Origin of the sequence: Citrobacter sp. C6_1 (assembly GCF_014596835.2) — a bacterium.
GTDB classification, from domain to species: domain Bacteria; phylum Pseudomonadota; class Gammaproteobacteria; order Enterobacterales; family Enterobacteriaceae; genus Citrobacter; species Citrobacter pasteurii.
Window position 1 is genome coordinate 462,444 of the sequence record NZ_CP115031.1, and the last position, 19,431, is coordinate 481,874.

Annotated in this window: 20 protein-coding genes; 10 read left to right on the forward strand and 10 right to left on the reverse strand. The window is 50.7% G+C overall.

Features of this window, described 5'->3' with window-relative positions:
• Positions 1-53: 53 nt before the first annotated feature.
• Positions 54-983: an HTH-type transcriptional activator AaeR gene (gene aaeR / locus IB196_RS02315; RefSeq protein ID WP_188231855.1), complete on the reverse strand. Its 930-nt coding sequence runs from the start codon at positions 981-983 to the stop codon at positions 54-56.
• Positions 984-1,167: 184 nt separating this feature from the next.
• Between aaeR and aaeX the strand changes: the two genes are divergently transcribed.
• Genes aaeX through aaeB form a run of 3 tightly spaced genes read left to right on the forward strand, consistent with a single transcriptional unit; the run spans position 1,168 to position 4,287 of the window.
• On the forward strand, positions 1,168-1,371 hold the full coding sequence (gene aaeX, locus IB196_RS02320) for a p-hydroxybenzoic acid efflux pump operon protein AaeX (protein WP_003025177.1): 204 nt from the start codon (positions 1,168-1,170) through the stop codon (positions 1,369-1,371).
• Between the two features lie 7 nt (positions 1,372-1,378).
• Positions 1,379-2,311 carry a p-hydroxybenzoic acid efflux pump subunit AaeA gene (gene aaeA / locus IB196_RS02325; RefSeq protein ID WP_003025174.1) on the forward strand — a complete coding sequence of 311 codons (933 nt, stop codon included), beginning with the start codon at positions 1,379-1,381 and terminating at the stop codon, positions 2,309-2,311.
• A 5-nt stretch (positions 2,312-2,316) separates the two neighbouring features.
• On the forward strand, positions 2,317-4,287 hold the full coding sequence (gene aaeB / locus IB196_RS02330) for a p-hydroxybenzoic acid efflux pump subunit AaeB (RefSeq protein ID WP_005121363.1): 1,971 nt from the start codon (positions 2,317-2,319) through the stop codon (positions 4,285-4,287).
• 40 nt (positions 4,288-4,327) lie between these two features.
• Here the strand turns inward: aaeB and IB196_RS02335 are convergent, their stop codons facing one another.
• Genes IB196_RS02335 through xapA form a run of 3 tightly spaced genes read right to left on the reverse strand, consistent with a single transcriptional unit; the run spans position 4,328 to position 7,378 of the window.
• Positions 4,328-5,230, reverse strand: a complete 903-nt coding sequence (locus IB196_RS02335) for a LysR family transcriptional regulator (protein ID WP_149691790.1) — start codon at positions 5,228-5,230, stop codon at positions 4,328-4,330.
• A 58-nt stretch (positions 5,231-5,288) separates the two neighbouring features.
• Complete coding sequence (tsgA, locus tag IB196_RS02340) at positions 5,289-6,494, reverse strand: MFS transporter TsgA (protein ID WP_040234164.1); 1,206 nt, start codon at positions 6,492-6,494, stop codon at positions 5,289-5,291.
• Positions 6,495-6,544: 50 nt separating this feature from the next.
• Positions 6,545-7,378: a xanthosine phosphorylase gene (gene xapA, locus IB196_RS02345; protein ID WP_182289768.1), complete on the reverse strand. Its 834-nt coding sequence runs from the start codon at positions 7,376-7,378 to the stop codon at positions 6,545-6,547.
• Between the two features lie 419 nt (positions 7,379-7,797).
• Here xapA and IB196_RS02350 point away from each other — a divergent pair, with 419 nt between their 5' ends.
• Positions 7,798-8,082 (forward strand): hypothetical protein, encoded by a 285-nt coding sequence (locus IB196_RS02350; RefSeq protein ID WP_005121358.1) that lies wholly within the window; start codon positions 7,798-7,800, stop codon positions 8,080-8,082.
• A gap of 49 nt (positions 8,083-8,131) precedes the next feature.
• On the opposite strand, the gene yhcN is transcribed toward IB196_RS02350, so the two are convergent.
• Positions 8,132-8,398: a peroxide/acid stress response protein YhcN gene (gene yhcN, locus IB196_RS02355; RefSeq protein WP_005121357.1), complete on the reverse strand. Its 267-nt coding sequence runs from the start codon at positions 8,396-8,398 to the stop codon at positions 8,132-8,134.
• Between the two features lie 378 nt (positions 8,399-8,776).
• Positions 8,777-9,247, reverse strand: coding sequence for a transcriptional regulator ArgR (gene argR, locus IB196_RS02360; protein WP_003025162.1), 471 nt, complete (start codon positions 9,245-9,247; stop codon positions 8,777-8,779).
• A 436-nt stretch (positions 9,248-9,683) separates the two neighbouring features.
• Here argR and mdh point away from each other — a divergent pair, with 436 nt between their 5' ends.
• Entirely contained in the window at positions 9,684-10,619 is a 936-nt protein-coding gene (mdh, locus tag IB196_RS02365; protein WP_040234161.1) for a malate dehydrogenase, read from the forward strand.
• Positions 10,620-10,761: 142 nt separating this feature from the next.
• Here the strand turns inward: mdh and degS are convergent, their stop codons facing one another.
• The 3 genes from degS to zapG all read right to left on the reverse strand — a co-directional run bounded on the left by degS (position 10,762) and on the right by zapG (position 13,853).
• The gene (gene degS, locus IB196_RS02370; RefSeq protein WP_005121354.1) at positions 10,762-11,829 is read right to left on the reverse strand and encodes an outer membrane-stress sensor serine endopeptidase DegS; all 1,068 of its coding nucleotides are present in this window, start codon (positions 11,827-11,829) and stop codon (positions 10,762-10,764) included.
• 89 nt (positions 11,830-11,918) lie between these two features.
• The gene (gene degQ / locus IB196_RS02375; protein WP_155021897.1) at positions 11,919-13,286 is read right to left on the reverse strand and encodes a serine endoprotease DegQ; all 1,368 of its coding nucleotides are present in this window, start codon (positions 13,284-13,286) and stop codon (positions 11,919-11,921) included.
• A 168-nt stretch (positions 13,287-13,454) separates the two neighbouring features.
• The gene (zapG, locus tag IB196_RS02380; RefSeq protein ID WP_005121352.1) at positions 13,455-13,853 is read right to left on the reverse strand and encodes a Z-ring associated protein ZapG; all 399 of its coding nucleotides are present in this window, start codon (positions 13,851-13,853) and stop codon (positions 13,455-13,457) included.
• Between the two features lie 192 nt (positions 13,854-14,045).
• Here zapG and zapE point away from each other — a divergent pair, with 192 nt between their 5' ends.
• The 5 genes from zapE to sspB all read left to right on the forward strand — a co-directional run bounded on the left by zapE (position 14,046) and on the right by sspB (position 17,686).
• On the forward strand, positions 14,046-15,173 hold the full coding sequence (zapE, locus tag IB196_RS02385; RefSeq protein WP_121585119.1) for a cell division protein ZapE: 1,128 nt from the start codon (positions 14,046-14,048) through the stop codon (positions 15,171-15,173).
• Positions 15,174-15,391: 218 nt separating this feature from the next.
• Complete coding sequence (gene rplM, locus IB196_RS02390) at positions 15,392-15,820, forward strand: 50S ribosomal protein L13 (RefSeq protein WP_003025141.1); 429 nt, start codon at positions 15,392-15,394, stop codon at positions 15,818-15,820.
• A gap of 15 nt (positions 15,821-15,835) precedes the next feature.
• The gene (rpsI, locus tag IB196_RS02395) at positions 15,836-16,228 is read left to right on the forward strand and encodes a 30S ribosomal protein S9 (protein ID WP_003025138.1); all 393 of its coding nucleotides are present in this window, start codon (positions 15,836-15,838) and stop codon (positions 16,226-16,228) included.
• A 316-nt stretch (positions 16,229-16,544) separates the two neighbouring features.
• Complete coding sequence (gene sspA / locus IB196_RS02400) at positions 16,545-17,183, forward strand: stringent starvation protein SspA (RefSeq protein WP_003025132.1); 639 nt, start codon at positions 16,545-16,547, stop codon at positions 17,181-17,183.
• 5 nt (positions 17,184-17,188) lie between these two features.
• Positions 17,189-17,686: a ClpXP protease specificity-enhancing factor gene (gene sspB / locus IB196_RS02405; RefSeq protein WP_005121347.1), complete on the forward strand. Its 498-nt coding sequence runs from the start codon at positions 17,189-17,191 to the stop codon at positions 17,684-17,686.
• Between the two features lie 44 nt (positions 17,687-17,730).
• Here the strand turns inward: sspB and dcuC are convergent, their stop codons facing one another.
• Positions 17,731-19,098 (reverse strand): anaerobic C4-dicarboxylate transporter DcuC, encoded by a 1,368-nt coding sequence (gene dcuC, locus IB196_RS02410; protein ID WP_005121346.1) that lies wholly within the window; start codon positions 19,096-19,098, stop codon positions 17,731-17,733.
• Positions 19,099-19,431 lie beyond the last annotated feature (333 nt).

The following is a 19,431-nucleotide window of genomic DNA, read 5'->3' on the forward strand; positions in this document are numbered from 1 at the left end:
ATCGGGCATCTTGCCGGATGCGGCGTTAACGCCTTATCCGGCCTGTACTCTTTTTATTTCTCTTTTCCCCGACCGTACATTCCCTGGAATAGCTGCGCCACATCGACAAAATAGTCTGTCAGATAGTTAATCACCACCTGCACCTTGAGCGGCAATTTGTCTTTTTCGGTATACAGCGCGTAGACCGGACGCGGATCCGACTGGTAGCGGGGAAGCAGAATCTCCACTTCGCCACGATTGATCTCATTGATCACCCACATCAGCGGTACATAGGCAATGCCCGTGCCTGCGGCCAGCCAGCGCACCAATGTCATCGGATCGTTAGTCACAAAACGACCCTCTGGGATCAGGCGGGTGGAAATTCCTTCCGGAGCGATAAGCTCGAATTCATTATCCGGACGCACGCTGTATTCCAGCCACGAGTGGTTGCTGAGATCGGCGGGTTTCTCTGGAACGCCAAACTGGGCGAGATAACTTTTTGCCGCGCAGACCACCATCGGCATGGCGCCCAGACGACGTGAAAACAGGCTGGAGTCTTGCAATGCGCCGACGCGGATAACCACGTCCAGACCATCGGCGATTAAATCAGGCGCCGGGATACCGGTGACCAGATTGACCGTCAGGCCGGGGTACTCTTTCAGCATTGTGGCGGTCAATCCGGCGAGGACATTTTGTGCCATGGTTGAAGAACAGCCAATGCGCAGGGTGCCGATGGGCGTGTTGTTAAAGGCATATAGCTGCTCGTGGACATCCTGCGCTTCGTGCAGCATCCGGCGGCAGCCCTGATAATAAATTTTACCGGCTTCAGTTAGCCCAATGCTACGTGTGCTGCGGTTTAGCAGCTTGACCTGTAGCTCATCTTCCAGTTTTGAGACCGTCTGGCTTATCGATGAAACGCTCATTTGTAGCTGTCTTGCGGCGGCGGTGAAGGAGCCCAGTTCGACAACTTTGGCGAACACCGACATACGTTTTAATCGTTCCATTGTTCACTCTGGCTTAAAAGTGATTTAGATCACATAATATAGATAACAGCATAACAGTTACGTTAATATATTATTATTCAAATAACGGCTATGTCGCTCTCGCCTGGCTCATCCTTGCCCTTCTCTGCGGTGACATACGCTAGAAAATCTATCATCTGCACTCTCTTACGTTACCAAGGTCAACATGAGTCTGTTTCCCGTTATCGTGGTGTTTGGTCTGTCCTTCCCACCGATTTTTTTCGAATTACTTTTGTCACTGGCGATTTTCTGGCTGGTGCGCCGGGTGCTTGTTCCGACGGGCATCTATGATTTTGTCTGGCATCCGGCTCTGTTTAACACCGCGCTGTATTGCTGTCTGTTCTATTTAATAACGCGCCTGTTCGTTTGAGGTTGAAGTGAAAACACTAACAAGAAAACTCTCCCGCACGGCCATTACCGTGATACTGGTCATTCTGGCCTTCATCGCTATTTTCCGCGCATGGGTGTTCTACACCGAGTCGCCGTGGACGCGTGATGCGCGTTTCAGCGCCGATGTTGTTGCCATTGCGCCGGATGTTGCGGGCCTTATTACCAACGTTAACATCCATGATAACCAACTGGTGAAAAAGGATCAGATCCTGTTCACCATCGACCAGCCACGCTATAAGAAAGCCCTCGAGCAGGCCGAAGCTGACGTGGCCTATTATCAGGTACTGGCGCAGGAAAAACGCCAGGAGGCTGGTCGTCGTAACCGACTGGGCGTGCAGGCTATGTCTCGTGAGGAGATCGACCAATCAAACAACGTCCTGCAAACCGTATTACACCAGCTTGCGAAAGCACAAGCGACCCGCGACCTGGCGAAATTAGATCTGGAACGTACCGTTATCCGCGCGCCGGCAGACGGCTGGGTGACTAACCTGAACGTCTATAGCGGCGAATTTATCACGCGCGGCTCCACGGCGGTGGCGTTGGTCAAACAGCATTCTTTCTATGTGCTGGCGTATATGGAAGAAACCAAACTGGAAGGCGTCCGCCCTGGGTATCGCGCTGAAATCACCCCGCTTGGCAGTAATAATGTGTTGAAAGGCACCGTCGATAGCGTGGCGGCTGGCGTAACGAATGCCAGCAGCACGCGGGATGCGAAAGGTATGGCAACCATTGACTCCAATCTTGAATGGGTGCGTCTGGCGCAGCGCGTGCCGGTGCGTATTCGTCTTGATGAGCAGCAGGGAACCTTGTGGCCTGCCGGGACGACGGCGACCGTCGTCATTACCGGCAAGCAGGATCGCGATGCCAGCCAGGAGTCGTTCTTCCGTAAAATGGCGCACCGTCTGCGCGAGTTTGGTTAACTGTGATGGGCATTTTCTCCATTGCCAATCAGCATATCCGCTTTGCGGTAAAGCTGGCCTGCGCGATTGTACTGGCGCTGTTCGTTGGCTTTCACTTTCAGCTTGAGACCCCTCGTTGGGCGGTACTTACCGCAGCCATTGTGGCGGCAGGTCCAGCCTTTGCCGCTGGCGGAGAACCTTATTCAGGCGCTATCCGCTACCGCGGTATGCTGCGTATTGTCGGGACATTTATTGGTTGTATTGCCGCGCTGATCATTATTATCAGTATGATCCGTGCGCCGCTATTGATGATCCTGGTGTGTTGTATCTGGGCCGGTTTTTGTACCTGGATCTCTTCACTGGTAAAGATCGAAAACTCCTATGCCTGGGGGCTTTCGGGTTACACGGCGTTGATTATCGTCATTACTATTCAGGCGGAGCCTCTACTGACGCCACAATTTGCGCTCGAACGCTGCAGCGAGATTGTGATGGGGATTGTCTGCGCTATCATCGCCGACCTGCTCTTTTCGCCCCGTTCAGTGAAACAGGAGATAGATGTCGAGTTAGACAGTCTTCTGGTGGCGCAATATCAGCTTATGCAACTGTGTATAAAGCATGGTGATAGCGAAGAGGTGGACAAGGCCTGGGGCGCTTTAGTTCGTCGTACGGCAGCGCTTGAAGGTATGCGCAGCAACCTGAACATGGAATCCTCACGCTGGGTGCGCGCCAATCGTAGACTCAAAGCGTTGAACACGCTGTCGCTTACGCTCATCACGCAATCCTGCGAAACCTATCTTATTCAGAACACCCGACCAGAACTGATTACCGATACCTTCCGCGAGTTGTTTGATACGCCGGTTGAAACGGTGCAGGACGTACATAAACAATTGAAGCGGATGCGCCGTGTGATTGTCTGGACCGGTGAGCGTGATACGCCAGTGACGATCTATAGCTGGGCCGGCGCGGCGACGCGCTACCTGCTGTTGAAACGCGGAGTGGTCAGCAATACCAAAATTAGCGCTATCGAAGAAGAGATCCTGCAAGGCGAGCCGGTGGTGAAGGTGGAATCCGCCGAACGTCACCATGCGCTGGTCAACTTCTGGCGTACTACGCTGTCCTGTGTGCTGGGAACCTTATTCTGGTTGTGGACCGGCTGGACATCAGGTAGCGGCGCGATGGTTATGATAGCGGTCGTCACATCGCTGGCCATGCGTTTGCCTAACCCCCGCATGGTGGCCATCGACTTTATCTATGGCACGCTGGCAGCATTACCGTTGGGGGCGCTCTATTTTCTGGTGATTATCCCCAATACCCAGCAAAGCATGTTGTTGCTGTGTCTGAGTCTGGCGGTGCTGGGATTCTTTCTGGGTATTGAGGTGCAGAAGCGGCGTCTGGGCTCAATGGGGGCGCTGGCGAGCACCATTAACATCATCGTGCTTGATAACCCGATGACCTTCCACTTTAGTCAGTTCCTCGACAGTGCACTGGGGCAGATTGTCGGCTGCGTATTGGCGTTTATCGTTATTCTGCTGGTGCGGGATAACTCGCGTGACAGAACAGGTCGTGTGTTGCTTAACCAGTTTGTGTCGGCAGCGGTCTCTGCAATGACCACCAATGTTGTGCGCCGTAAAGAAAACCACCTTCCGGCGTTGTATCAGCAGCTGTTTTTACTGATGAACAAATTCCCCGGCGATCTGGCAAAGTTCCGCCTGGCACTGACGATGATTATTGCTCACCAGCGTTTACGTGATGCGCCTGTACCGGTAAACGACGATTTATCGGCGTTTCATCGCCAGCTTCGCCGTACCGCCGATCATGTTATTTCTGCAGTCAATGATGACAAACGCCGACGCTACTTTAGTCAGTTGCTGGAGGAGCTTGACATCTACCAGGAAAAATTAACGCTCTGGGAAGCCCCGCCTCAGGTGACGGAGCCAGTGAAACGACTCACGGGAATGTTGCACAAGTACCAGCATGCGCTGACCAGCAATTCATAAATCATCTAACCGGAAGAGGATATCTCTTCCGGTTTCAGTTTTACCGCCCCTGTAATGCCATGATAAACGCGTTCATTAATGTGGAAAGCGGTTCGTCGTACCAGTAGGCATAAAGATCGGCTGGAATAGGGTCATTCAACGGTAAGAAACGAACGCCAGGCCAGTGGATCAATCCGCAGGTTTCTGGCAGTAAAGAGAGACCAATTCCTGCGCTAACCAGCGCCAGCGCTGTTTGCGGTTCGTTAACCTGGTGGGTAATCAGAGGATAAAATCCTACCTCAACACAGCGGTCATGTATCTGACGGGCGAAATTGCTTTGATTGAATGAAAGCGAAATGATGGGGCGTTCAGCGAGCATCGCCAGTGAGACGCTTTGGTGTTGGCAGAGAGGATCGTGTTCAGGTACGGCGAGAGCAACCGCTTCGCGGGAAATCAATTGGCTACGAATATTCGTCTCGGATTGGGGCAGTACGTTCCGGCTAATCGCAATATCAATCGTCCGGGCATGCAAGGCTTCAATTTGCTGATGTTGGGAAAGCTCCTGCAAGCTCCAGTTTACGTACGGCTGTTGCTTCTTAAAATCCTTTAGACGTGTAAGCAGCGTCCCCCACAGTGCGCTACCGACTATCCCAATGTTGAAATGCTGATGTTCGCTACGGCCAATCTGTCGCACATAATTGAGGGATTGATCGGTGGTACTCAGGATACGATCGACTTCCGTTTTCAATACCTGCCCGGCTCGCGTGAGAACCACTTTACGGCTGGTACGCTCAAATAGCGTCGTTTCAAGGATCTCTTCCAGTTCTTTAATCTGCATACTCAACGGTGGTTGAGAGATGTTTAACCGGGCCGCGGCCCGGCCAAAGTGCAGCTCGTCAGCGAGAACCTGAAAATAACGCAATGTTCGAAGACGAATTCGGCTATTGGCCTGGAGATCAATCATGCTGGTTACGCGTAAGAGAGGGAGAGAAACGGCATCATGCCGTCCTCCCCAAAGCTTGTCAAACCGCAGCGGATGGCGGGCGGGCGAGACGCTCGGCCTGGCTGCAGGTGACAGCGATAACCAGCGTCAGCAGTAACACACAATAGGCAACAGTTGACGTATTCACCGCCCCCTGCAGGCCAAAGTGGTTGTTTACCATGGAGGAGACGCTGGCAAACAGTAGCGTGCCTACTGTGCCGCACGTCAACAAGGCGGAGATCAAGGTTGGTGAACTGCGACTCACCTGCAGTGAACCATAGCTCATCAGGCCGGAGAATAAACCGGAGTTAAAGAAACCAAACACACTGCACGCTATCAGAATCAGCGTGGTATTGTTGCTGTTGGCAATCAGCGCAATGGAGAGCAGACCAATACTTGCGCAGATCAGCAGGAAAGTGCGCAGTTTCATCCACTTCACGGTGAATCGATTCAGGAACAGGCCAATGGCTTTCGTCACCCAATACACAGTAGTGAATAGCGCGGCATCCTGCGCCTGAAGTGTAAAACGCGATTGCAGGTAGCCCGGTGTCCACATGGTAAAAATGGGTTCAGCCAGCAGGAAAGCAAAGAGAGTAAAACAGATCAAATAGACAGAGATCCCCCAAGGTTCTGACTCTTCCGTTTTCTCGTGTTGCTGCGGCTGCGCAGCCTCTGTCGATGGGAAGCGACAACGCAGGGTAAGTGCCAACATCAGCGCGCCCAGACCGCCCATAATCCCATACATCGCAATCCAACTGGCACCCAGTTTAAACATCCAGGTTAACAGTAAAGAAAGGGTTGCTCCGGCAAAGCTGAAAAAGAAATCGGTAAAAATCAGACTGGAAGAGCGGCTCTTTTCATCGGGATTAATACGGACCACCAGATAACTGCCGATGGTCATAAACACGCCCCCGCAGGCACCAATTCCGGCCACTGCAATGCTAAACAACGTTAAGGTTGGTTGGATAAAAAGTACTGCGCTGATAATCACGGTGAGCGTTGCAGCAATAACTAATGGTTTTTTCAGCCCCCATTTTTTCATCAGAATGCCGCCAAGCATAATAGGCACAAACATTCCGATGTTCATCAGAGTAAAGACCTGCCCGATAAAGCTGGGGTCTTTATGAAAAGCGGCACAAAGTGGCCCAAGCACAATCCCCAGTGTCGACACCAGTGCGCCAACAAAGTAATAGCTCAGGTACGAAACGGCATTGAGATTTGCACGAGGAAACTGATTGTCTGGCATAACTTTTCTCCAGACGGAGCAGGGCGACCTGTCCGTCTACGGAACCACGATCAGGCGTACTGCTTGAGGAACTGGCCGATCAAACGAATAAAATCTTCAGTTACCATGGCAGCGCATTTCAGCGTTTGTTCATGGGAAAGCTCAACATCACTGAGGCCTTCAGCCATATTCGTGATGGCTGAAACGGCCAGTACTTTCAGGCCACAGTGGCGTGCAGCTATCACTTCCGGTACCACCGACATACCGACGACATCGCCGCCCATACGCTGCATCATGCGAATCTCCGCAGCTGTCTCAAAATTAGGTCCAGGATAAGAGACAAAAACCCCTTCATGAAGCGTGATACCCAACTGCTCTGCGGCTCCGTGAAGCTGCTGGCGCAGTTCGCGATCGTATGCGTTAGCGAGGCTAAAGAAGCGAGGACCAAAGCGTTCATCGTTCGGCCCGACAAGTGGGGTAGATGGCATGGTGTTGATGTGATCGTTGAGGGCGACCAGACTACCTGCAGGAATATCTACGTTCAGCGAACCCGCGGCGTTGGTACAGAATAAAAATTCGCAGCCCAACAGTTTAAAGGTACGTACGGCATGGGTCATGATGCCCATTCCCTGCCCTTCATAAAAATGTCCACGCCCCTTCATGCAGATGAGGTTGATACCATAAAGCGTTCCCATCACCACTTCCCCGGCATGGCCGATTACGGTGCTGACCGGAAACCCAGGTAATTGTTGATATGAAAGCGTGGTTTTATTTTCCATGCGATCGGCAAGTGCCCCCAGACCTGACCCAAGTATCAGAGCGACACGTGGATGAAAATTGGGTTTTGCAGCACGCAGAATTTCAGCCGCTTCATACGGGGTATCGTTGACAACAGACATGGACATATCGACTCCAGAGACTATTCAGTCGCAGGCATTTTGTGGCGGCTTCAATTTCAAATCAAATATGATAAATACGGTTATTGATATGATTTTTATATTGAAAAAATCAGATAAATATCTGATCTATTATTTTTCAGAAAGTTATGGCCAACGTGTTTCATACTGTTTCTGAAACGCAGCCATAGGCTTGCACAAAAATGTGATGTATCTCTCTTTGTCTAAACGATGAACAGTTCATTCCTGAGGTATTACGCACACTGAGGCAGGGCTATACTTAAGACGAGCATTTAGCTGGGGTGATAAACGATGCCTGGATCGCAGGAGCATAAAATTTTGCTGGCGGGATACAGGGGAAACAGGTTGAGGAAGACCCTGCATATCGGTGGTCTGTTGAGTAACTGGCGTCGGGATGGTGGCTATAGATGAATATCTATACGTTTGATTTTGACGAGATTGAAAATCAGAGTGATTTCTACCGTGAGTTTGCACGTACATTCGGTCTGGCCCGGGAAAAGGTGGTTGATTTAGATTCTTTGTGGGAGGTTGTGGTTGGGGAAATCTTGCCGTTACCTCTGGAAATCGAATTTGTCCATTTACCGGATAAGTTACGCAGGCGATATGGCGCGCTAATTTTACTGTTCGATGAAGCAGAAGAAGAGCTCGAAGGACAGTTACGCTTTAACGTTCGCCACTCAAAACAGGCATAAAAAAGCCCCCGGCAGGCGGGGGCAAGTCGTCGGACTAGACGACGAGGGTTTATTTGTACAATTCTGCGGTTGCATGCCAGTGAGCACCTTCACGGAGTTCAGTGACACGATAGCTGCTGGCGCCCGCTTTTTCTGCTTTAGCGGCGATTGCCTGACGCATATCCATTGGTGAGCTACCGATCTGAGATACAGAGATGGTACCCATGGATTGCAGATTTTGTGCTTCTTGCGAGTTCACCTGATTAACAGCGGCGCTTGCACCGAAAGAGAGAACTGAGAGAAGGCTTAAAGTTGCAACAGTGGTTTTGATTTTCATGATATTTACCTCGTCGAATTCTTTTATTAAGGGTCTTTGTTTTGTGACCCTCATCACAAAATCAAGTATACACTAATCACGCGATAAATTAATACCACGCTAATTGTTTCTGTGGTAATTAAGTGTTAAAAAAAGTATTTTTTATAACTATATGGAATTAAAAATACAGGTTAGAACTTATTTTTGAAAATAAAATCAATTAATTCATTCAGATACGATATTTTGCAAATTGTGCGTTTTTGATGTGTATCATTCACTGTGTGAATGTATTTTGGCGGTGAAACGCACTATTTGTTAAATGTTCGGTAGTGGAAAGTTGAGGAGGGGAGCAGAAAAGAGAGATTTTTCCCCCGCCACTGGGCGTGACGGGGAAGAGGATTACAGTTCTTGTTCAAACAGTTCCAGAATGGCTTCGTACAGGTCTTTTACCGTAAAACCTTTGGCCGGTGTGGTGAAGATGGTATCGTCACCAGCAATCGTTCCAAGAATGCCTTCTGCTTTACCCAGTGAATCCAGCAGGCGGGCAATCAGCTGCGCAGCGCCTGGGCTGGTATGAATAACGACAACGGCATCGTTGTAGTCGATATCCAGCACCAGATTTTTCAACGGGCTTGACGTTGTCGGGACTCCCAGCTCTGCAGGCAGACAGTACACCATTTCCATTTTCGCATTGCGGGTACGCACGGCACCAAACTTGGTCAGCATGCGTGAAACCTTGGACTGGTTGATATTATCAAAGCCCTGATCCTGCAACGCGAGGACGATTTCGCCCTGAGAGCTGAATTTTTCTTCTTTAAGTAGCGCTTTAAACGCCTTAACTAATTCTTCTTGTTTAGCCGAGCTTCGCATAAGTCACCCGTAATATGGCGGTAGAAACAACATTATTGTGCATACAGATGAATTTTTATGCAAACGGTCTGCCTCGTTCAAGGCTGAAATAATGTTATGAAAGAGCGGGATTTTATCAAATTTCGTTATCAAGAAACATGCCTGTGTCACGGCTCGCAAATAAGATTAAAAGTAAATTAAATGTTATCAAATTGATGTTGTTTTGAGAGGGCTGTAGGGTATATTGTCAGCACCTGTTGGAAAGTTGCTCTACTGTGCGAGTGGTTTTGAATTACGTAACTTAGGTTTTATTTTACGTAAGTTAAATGCATAAAAGCCAAATTTGCGTGACTACGCATTCTTGAAGCGTGGTTATTGAATTCGTTGGATTTGTGAATTAAGGTCGCCGCCGCGGAGCAATAGACATTTTGCTTATCAATATAATAAGGAGTTTAGGATGAAAGTTGCAGTCCTCGGCGCTGCTGGTGGTATCGGTCAGGCGCTAGCATTACTGTTAAAAACCCAACTGCCTTCAGGTTCAGAACTCTCCCTGTACGACATCGCTCCAGTAACGCCTGGTGTGGCCGTTGATTTGAGCCATATCCCTACTGCTGTGAAAATCAAAGGCTTCAGCGGTGAAGATGCGACCCCTGCACTGGAAGGTGCTGACGTGGTGCTGATTTCTGCGGGTGTTGCACGTAAACCAGGTATGGATCGTTCTGACCTGTTTAACGTGAATGCTGGCATCGTGAAGAATCTGGTGCAGCAGGTTGCTACAACCTGTCCGAAAGCGTGTATCGGTATCATCACTAACCCAGTGAACACGACCGTTGCTATCGCTGCTGAAGTGCTGAAAAAAGCAGGCGTATACGATAAGAACAAACTGTTTGGCGTAACTACGCTGGACATCATCCGCTCCAACACCTTTGTGGCGGAACTGAAAGGCAAGCAGCCTGGCGACGTTGAAGTCCCGGTTATCGGTGGACACTCTGGTGTGACCATTCTGCCGCTGCTGTCACAAATTCCTGGCGTAAGCTTCACTGAACAAGAAGCGGCTGACCTGACCAAACGTATTCAGAACGCGGGTACTGAAGTTGTGGAAGCAAAAGCCGGTGGCGGGTCTGCAACCCTGTCTATGGGTCAGGCTGCAGCTCGTTTCGGTCTGTCACTGGTTCGCGCGCTGAGCGGCGAAAAAGGTGTGGTGGAATGCGCTTACGTTGAAGGCGATGGCCAATACGCTCGCTTCTTCTCTCAGCCGCTGCTGCTGGGCAAAAATGGCGTAGAAGAACGTCAGTCCATCGGTAAACTGAGCGCGTTCGAACAAAGCTCGCTGGAAGGCATGCTGGACACGCTGAAGAAAGATATCACGCTGGGCGAAGAGTTCGTTAAATAACGCTTTTCGGTAGGCCTGATAAGACGTTTTGCGTCGCCATCAGGCATACAGATGCCGGATGCGGTGTAAACACCTTATCCGGCCTACAAGCCCATCGAAATGTTAAAAAAACCGGATGATTTCCGGTTTTTTTATATCCGCGTTAGTTGGTCGCCGGATATTCCTGAATCGTGACCTGCAGCGTCAATTGCTTATCATCGCGCATCACGACCACGGAGATAACCGAACCGGGGCGAATCTCAGCGACCTGATCCATGGTCTCCAGCGCTGATACTGCCGGTTTATTATTGACCGAAATGATGAGGTCGTTGACCTGAATTCCGGCCTGGGCCGCCGGACCATCCGGTGCCACTTCGTTCACGACAATCCCCTGAATTTGATCCATGCCGCTACCTTGTGCATGCAGCGGTGCAATTTCACGCCCGCTGATGCCGATGTAGCCACGAATAACGCGCCCGTCACGAATCAGCTTATCCATGATTTTCGTCGCCAGTTGAAACGGAATGGCAAAGCCAATCCCTTCCGGCGTTTCACCATCATTGCTTTTATCAAACGACAGTGTGTTAATCCCCATCAACTCACCCAGAGAATTAACCAGCGCACCGCCAGAGTTACCATGGTTAATGGATGCATCTGTTTGCAGGAAGTTTTGCCGACCCGTTGGGTTCAGGCCAATACGACCCGTGGCGCTGATGATCCCCTGAGTGATGGTTTGCCCGAGGTTGTACGGGTTACCAATGGCAAGCACGACATCACCAATATGCGGTACACGTTTGTTATTAATCGGGATCGTCGGCAGCCCGCCTGCTGCGTTGATTTTCAGCACCGCAAGGTCGGTTAAGGTATCGGAGCCAACAAGCAACGCTTCAAAGACACGCCCATCCTGCAATGCGACGATGATTTGGTCGGCATCATTAATGACATGTTTGTTGGTGATGATATAGCCGCGCTGATCCATGATCACGCCTGAACCGAGCGTGCGGATCTCAAGCTGGTTATGCGTCGTGCTGTTCATACTGCGGTTGTACACGTTGACCACGGCAGGCGCAGCACGGCGAACTGCCGGGTTATAGCTGGCAGGTGTTTCATCTGTGCTGTCGAACTGTGGTGCGGTAAGCGTATTAATTTTTCGCAAAGAGGGCATCGCGGCCAGCAGAATGGCGCCGACGATTAAACCAATCGCGACCGAACGTAAAAGCTTCACAAACATGATGGCGGCGTCATTAAAAAAGGGAACGGCAGCAGCATATCACGAGTTTACCGGACATCACACGGGGGGCTGATGTCCGGTTGTCCTGGTTAACGCAAAAGCAGGTAAATACTCTCGTTTCCACGAACGACCTGCAGAGCAATGATTGACGGTTTCGTTTCCAGCACTTTGCGCATTTCGGCAATCGAGTTCACCCGATCGCGGTTAACGGCGATGATAACGTCATCTTTATGCAGGCCGGCCTGTGCAGCTGGGCTACTTTTTTCAACGTTATCAATTCGAATGCCTTTGGCACCATCTTTTAGCTGCCCGTCGCTGAGCGTGGCTCCTTGCAACGCCGGAGCAATCATTTCCGCACTGGCGGAAGATGATGTACTGGTATCCAGCGTCACTTCAACTTCCAGTGGTTTACCGTTACGCAGCAGGCCCAGTTTGACTTTGGTCCCCGGTTCGGTTGTCGCAATACGTGAACGCAGTTCGGCGAAACTACTGAGCGGTTTGCCGTTAAGACTGGTAATAACATCACCGGATTTCACCCCCGCTTTTGCGGAGCCAGAGTTAGGCAGAACTTCGCTGACAAACGCGCCACGTTGTACATCCAGTTTGAATGCTTTAGCGATGTCAGCGGTCATTTCAGTCCCTTTAATACCCAACAGACCGCGTTTGATTTCGCCAAACTGCATTAACTGCTGCGCCAGCGTACGCGCCATGTTACTGGGGATAGCAAAGCCGATCCCAATGCTGCCGCCGCCGGGAGCCAGAATCGCGGTGTTAATACCAATCAGCTCACCGTTGAGGTTAAGCAATGCACCGCCAGAGTTACCCCGGTTGATGGAAGCGTCAGTCTGAATAAAGTTTTCCAGACCTTCGAGGTTCAACCCGCTGCGCCCCAAAGCCGATACAATGCCAGAGGTGGCAGTTTGTCCCAGGCCAAACGGGTTACCGACGGCGACAGCAAAGTCACCCACGCGGAGTTTGTCGGAGTCGGCAATGGCAATTTGCGTCAGGTTGCTGGGATGCTGAATTTGCAGCAGAGCGATGTCGCTCTGATCGTCGCTGCCGATAAGCTTAGCGTCGAACTCACGGCCATCATTAAGCTGGACGCTGATTTTTTGCGCCTGGTTAATGACGTGGTTATTGGTCAGGACGTAGCCTTTGGCGGCATCAATAATGACCCCGGAACCTAACCCTTCAAAAGGTTGGGAAGGTTGATCGGGAAGATCATCACCAAAAAACTTTTTGAACTCTTCCGGGACTTTCTGCCCCTGAGTGGCGGTACCTTCGACCCTTACGCTCACCACGGCAGGTAACACTTTCTCCAGCATCGGGGCGAGGCTGGGGAGCGCAGCCTGCCCGGGAACCTGACCGGGAATCGACGCTGCGGCCGGGAATGGCGCCGAGAGAGTTAACCCGACACTTAACGCTAATGCACTCAACAGCTGGGTTTGTTTTTTCATGGATCCTGCTCTCGTACCTTGAGTAAACGGAAGATGATTCAAAACAGTTTGATGTTATTGAATTTTCGGTTTGGTCACAATGAGGCTAACGACTAAATAATAGCTGGGACGGGAAGAGAAGCGGAGGGCGCAATTGCTGCGCCCAATAAATTTCTTAACGATGTGCGTTTAGTCGCGCTTTGCGCCACTACGCAGCAGGCCGGAAGCCCCTTCGGAATAGTCACGCGGCATCTGAACCGGCGCCTGATCGTTACCTGCTTCAGACTCAGCAAGACGATTGCGGAATGGGTTGTTTTCCGCTGACATGCCCGGCAGCAGGCTGCTGGAGCTTTTCGCCATATGCTGATAGATCTGACGATAATCATCAGCCATGTTATCCAGTAGCTCAGCGCTGCGGGCGAAATGACTCACCAGCTCTTCGCGGTACTCTTCCAGTTCAGCTTTGTTCTTTTCCAGTTCGTACTGTAATGCCTGCTGTTGGCGTAATTTACGATTACCAAAACGCATGGCTACAGCACCAATAATGATACCGACGACTAACCCAATTAGCGCATATTCCCAGGTCATGAACATCTCCCGTTGTCTTGTGTTTCCGTAGGGTGTTGGCTTTAGGCTCCATGCCTGCGCCTGATTATGCCACTATAACCGCTAATCCCGTAGAAGTGGAATCCCGTGTTTATATCACGTAATGTAGAACGGCCTTTTTTTCGTCAACCGTGAGCGACGGCACATCGATTCTCAAGGAATAACAATAACATCATGCAAAGCCTTTCCCCGACATCGCGATACCTGCAGGCCCTTAACGACGGCAGCCATCAACCCGACAACGTACAACAAGAAGCGGTGAATCGACTGGAAACGATTTACCAGGAGCTCACGACGATTGCACCTCCAGCGGCGCAGGAGAGTGGACTGATGGCCCGCTTTGGTAAATTGCTGGGTAAACGTGAGCCGAAAGAAAACACGCCAGTGCGTGGTCTGTATATGTGGGGGGGCGTAGGGCGCGGGAAAACCTGGCTGATGGATTTGTTCTACCATAGTCTGCCTGGCGGACGTAAACAGCGTTTGCACTTTCACCGCTTCATGCTGCGCGTGCATGAAGAGCTGACGGCTCTGCAAGGCCAGACCGACCCGTTGGAAGTGATTGCTGACCGCTTCAAAACCGAAACGGATGTGCTGTGCTTTGACGAGTTTTTTGTTTCTGACATCACCGATGCCATGCTGCTCGGCGGCCTGATGAAGGCGCTGTTTGCCCGTGGCATTACGCTGGTCGCGACCTCCAATATTCCGCCAGATGAACTGTATCGTAACGGTTTGCAACGTGCGCGTTTTCTTCCTGCCATTGATGCTATCAAACAGCATTGCGACATCATGAATGTTGATGCTGGCGTCGATTATCGTCTGCGCACCTTAACGCAGGCGCATTTGTGGCTGTCGCCACTGAATGAGGAAACCCGCCAACAGATGGATAAACTCTGGCTGGCATTAGCGGGAACCAAAGGTGAACATGCGCCGATGCTGGAGATCAATCATCGTCCGATGCAGACGCTGGCCGTTGAGAACCAAACGCTGGCGGTATCGTTCACTACGCTCTGTGTCGATGCGCGTAGCCAGCATGACTACATTGCACTGTCGCGCCTGTTCCACACTGTGCTGTTGTTTGATGTACCGGTCATGACGACGCTGATGGAGAGTGAGGCACGACGCTTTATCGCGCTGGTTGATGAGTTCTACGAACGCCACGTTAAGCTGGTGGTCAGCGCCGCAGCGCCTTTATATGGAATCTACCAGGGCGAGCGCCTGAAGTTTGAATTCCAGCGTTGTTTGTCGCGTTTGCAGGAGATGCAAAGCGAGGAGTATCTGAAGCGGGAACATTTAGCCGGTTAAACCTGCCGCAAATCACATAAAGGGGTCGATCTTTGACCCTGACTTCTCTATAATCTTGCGACCCCACGTTACGAGAGAGTTTTTTTCCCAAAACTTTCTATGCGCCGGCATAGGCTATTCGAAGGGGTAGGTTTGCTGGACAATGTCGTGTGAACCTCAACTGACAAAACGTTTGGGTGTTCACCAACGTGTAACTTATTTATTTGGGTAAGCTTTTAATGAAAACTTTTACAGCTAAACCAGAAACCGTAAAACGCGACTGGTATGTTGTTGACGCGACCGGTAAAACTCTGGGCCGTCTGGCTTCCGAACTGGCTCTGCGCCTGCGCGGTAAGCACAAAGCGGAATACACTCCGCACGTAGATACCGGTGATTACATCATCGTTCTGAACGCTGACAAAGTTGCTGTAACCGGCAACAAGCGTACTGACAAAGTGTACTATCACCACACCGGTCACATCGGTGGTATCAAACAAGCGACCTTTGAAGAGATGATTGCTCGCCGTCCTGAGCGTGTGCTTGAAATCGCGGTTAAAGGCATGCTGCCAAAAGGCCCGCTGGGTCGTGCTATGTTCCGTAAACTGAAAGTTTACGCTGGCAACGAGCACAACCACGCGGCACAGCAACCGCAAGTTCTTGACATCTAATCGGGATTATAGGCAATGGCTGAAAATCAATACTACGGCACTGGTCGCCGCAAAAGTTCCGCAGCTCGCGTTTTCATCAAACCGGGCAGTGGTAAAATCGTAATCAACCAACGTTCTCTGGAACAGTACTTCGGTCGTGAAACTGCCCGCATGGTAGTTCGTCAGCCGCTGGAACTGGTCGACATGGTTGAGAAACTGGATCTGTACATCACTGTTAAAGGTGGTGGTATCTCTGGTCAGGCTGGTGCGATCCGTCACGGTATCACCCGCGCTCTGATGGAGTACGACGAATCCCTGCGTGGCGAACTGCGTAAAGCTGGCTTCGTTACCCGTGATGCTCGTCAGGTTGAACGTAAGAAAGTCGGTCTGCGTAAAGCACGTCGTCGTCCTCAGTTCTCCAAACGTTAATTGTACTCTGCTCCGGCAGACGACAATTTGCGAAAAAACCCGCCTCGGCGGGTTTTTTTATGGTTATTTCTCCGCGTAGAACCACGGTAATCCGCTGATTGCCACCTCTTTTTCCCCATTTCCAGAATCGACTCACCACAAAGGTCACAAAATCTGGTAAACTATCATCCAATTTTCTGCCCAAATATCCGGTATTGTTCATTTTTTGTTTGTATTTTGAACAGTAATGACTTTCCCGAATCTGGGTGACATCACTTCTGGCTGGTCACATAGTGGCTGGTAGCAGTAAAAATTCTGAATATACCTGGAGGTTTTCATGGCTGTCGCTGCCAACAAACGTTCGGTAATGACGCTGTTTTCTGGTCCTACTGACATCTATAGCCATCAGGTCCGCATCGTGCTGGCTGAAAAAGGTGTTAGTTTCGAGATTGAGCACGTGGAAAAGGACAATCCACCGCAGGATCTGATCGACCTCAACCCGAATCAGAGCGTCCCGACACTGGTGGATCGTGAGCTGACCCTGTGGGAATCTCGCATCATTATGGAATACCTGGATGAGCGTTTCCCGCATCCGCCGCTGATGCCGGTTTACCCGGTTGCGCGTGGTGAGAGCCGCCTGTACATGCAGCGTATTGAAAAAGACTGGTACACGCTGATGAACGTCATCGTGAACGGTTCTGCTTCTGAAGCCGAAGTCGCGCGTAAGCGTCTGCGCGAAGAACTGCTGGCAATTGCGCCAGTATTTGGCCAGAAACCTTACTTCCTGAGCGATGAGTTCAGCCTGGTAGATTGCTACCTGGCGCCGCTGCTGTGGCGTTTACCGCAGCTGGGTATTGAATTCAACGGTGCAGGTTCGAAAGAACTGAAAGGGTACATGACTCGCGTCTTCGAACGTGACTCTTTCCTGGCTTCTCTGACTGAGCCTGAACGTGAAATGCGTCTGGGCCGGGGTTAACCTGTATGGATTTGCCACAGCTAACACCACGCCGTCCGTATCTGCTGCGCGCATTCTATGAGTGGTTGCTAGACAACCAGCTCACGCCGCACCTGGTGGTGGATGTGACGCTCCAGGGCGTGCAGGTTCCGATGGAATATGCACGTGACGGGCAAATTGTTTTGAATATTGCGCCGCGTGCCGTGGGCAATCTGGAACTGGCAAACGACGAAGTGCGCTTTAACGCGCGCTTTGGCGGCGTGCCGCGCAACGTTTCCGTACCACTGGCGGCGGTACTCGCGATCTATGCCCGTGAAAACGGCGCAGGAACGATGTTTGAACCTGAAGCGGCCTATGACGAAGATGTCGACAGCCTCAATGATGACGATGTCGTGCCGGAAGGCGAAAACGAAACGGTGATGTCGGTGATTGATGGCGATAAACCGGATAATCACGATGACGATCCTGACGACACACCGCCGCCTCCTCGCGGTGGGCGTCCGGCGCTACGCGTAGTGAAATAATCAAACAGGCCCTTGCGGGCCTGTTTTGCATTCTGCGTCAGATATCAATAAAACAGCGCGATAGTGGCAATCATATTGACCACAAATCCTATCGCCATTGGGATGGCTGTCCGTTTTACTACCTCAAAAGGCGACACGCCAGCAATACCGGATGTCACGACAATCACAGCGGTAATCGGTGAAACCGCACGTGCCAGCGTGGTGGCGAAGTGCATCGGCATAATCATCACAACCGCAGGAATATGCAGCCCCGCAGCAATATCCGGGATCAGACTGGCGAATGACATAAACGGTGCATTCCCGGATCCCATTACAATTGCACAGGCGGCGATAACCACGGCCATAATGATCATCACACCGATACCGCCAAGCCCGGAGTGTTCCGCACCTTTAATCACCGCATCAACGGTGCCGATAGTGGTTAAACCCTTGGCAAAGATCTCACCGGCCACCACCAGTGTGACGACGTTGGCAAATTGTGTTCCCATGCCGTCAAAAAACGCCTGCACATCATCCATAGTCTCACGCAGATTATGTTTATGAAGAAACTCCACAAACATGGTCAGCGTCAAGCTCATTAGCATCACCACCACCAGATTCAACTCTGCCTGCATTAATCCCATATGCGCCAGCAACAGCGAACCCAACATCAGGAGCAGCGGCATCACCGGTAAAATGGCGTAATAGAGTGGCGGCACATCTTCCAGCGTCTTTTGTTCACTGAAGCCTGTGCTGTCTGGTTGTGTTTTTTGATCAAACCGGCGTTGAACGAAAAAGTGTGCGATGGCGACGGCGATGATGACGCAGGATGCGACAGGAAGTTGGTAGTGGAAGAAATAAGTGGCTATTTTCATCCCCGCAACCTGTGCGGCGAAAATTGAGTTAGTTTCCAGAATGCCCCATTCAATCGACATCGAGGTGGCAATGACCGCTACCGCGGATAAACGGCTCACGCCCAGGCTGACCAGCGTTGGGAAGAGCGTAACCATCAGCAGCATGCCCAATCCGGAAGCACTGGTGATGAACTGTGCCATGATTTGACCAATTACATACGTCGCGGCAAGCACAATATAGGGTGAGCGGATGTGCTTGAGTGGGCGGCTCAACAGGCTGACCATTGCCCGGCTGGCTCCCATTCTGTCCATATAGCGGGCATAACCGCCTACTGCCATGATGGACAGCCCAAGGCCTGCCGACCGGTTTGAAAGCATACGTAGAATTTCATTATAAATATCGACCAGCAGATAACCGCTGCTTTTGTCGCTGGCGACCAGTGCGCCGTACCCCAACCAGACGCCGCAGATCATCAGGAAGATCCCGGCTGCTGCCAGTACTACCTGTGGTTTGTAGTTTTTGAGGATCAGGTAACCCATCGTTAATAAAACGATGACAGAGATAATAATGCCGAACATTTTTTCACTCCATGCCAGAGAAGAAGATAAATCCGGTAATAACGCTGTTTTAAATGCGGATGTTATATTTTTTCTGGCATGTATTTTGGAGTGGATATCGTGTTTTTATAATCGAGCATTGGTTATTTTTCGTTTTAAAATAGTGCCTTATGATTTATTTTAAAGATCATATTCGCAGATTTCATAAAGTTAGTTTTCCTCCATGGTAATAAAAAACTGTCCACTCAATCATTCATATTTAAATATAGAAATTTTATATATTATTTGTATGAGCTTATCCCCCACTGACCACCATTTCACCCTGCTTTCGATCCTGTGTTACGATGAACCCGC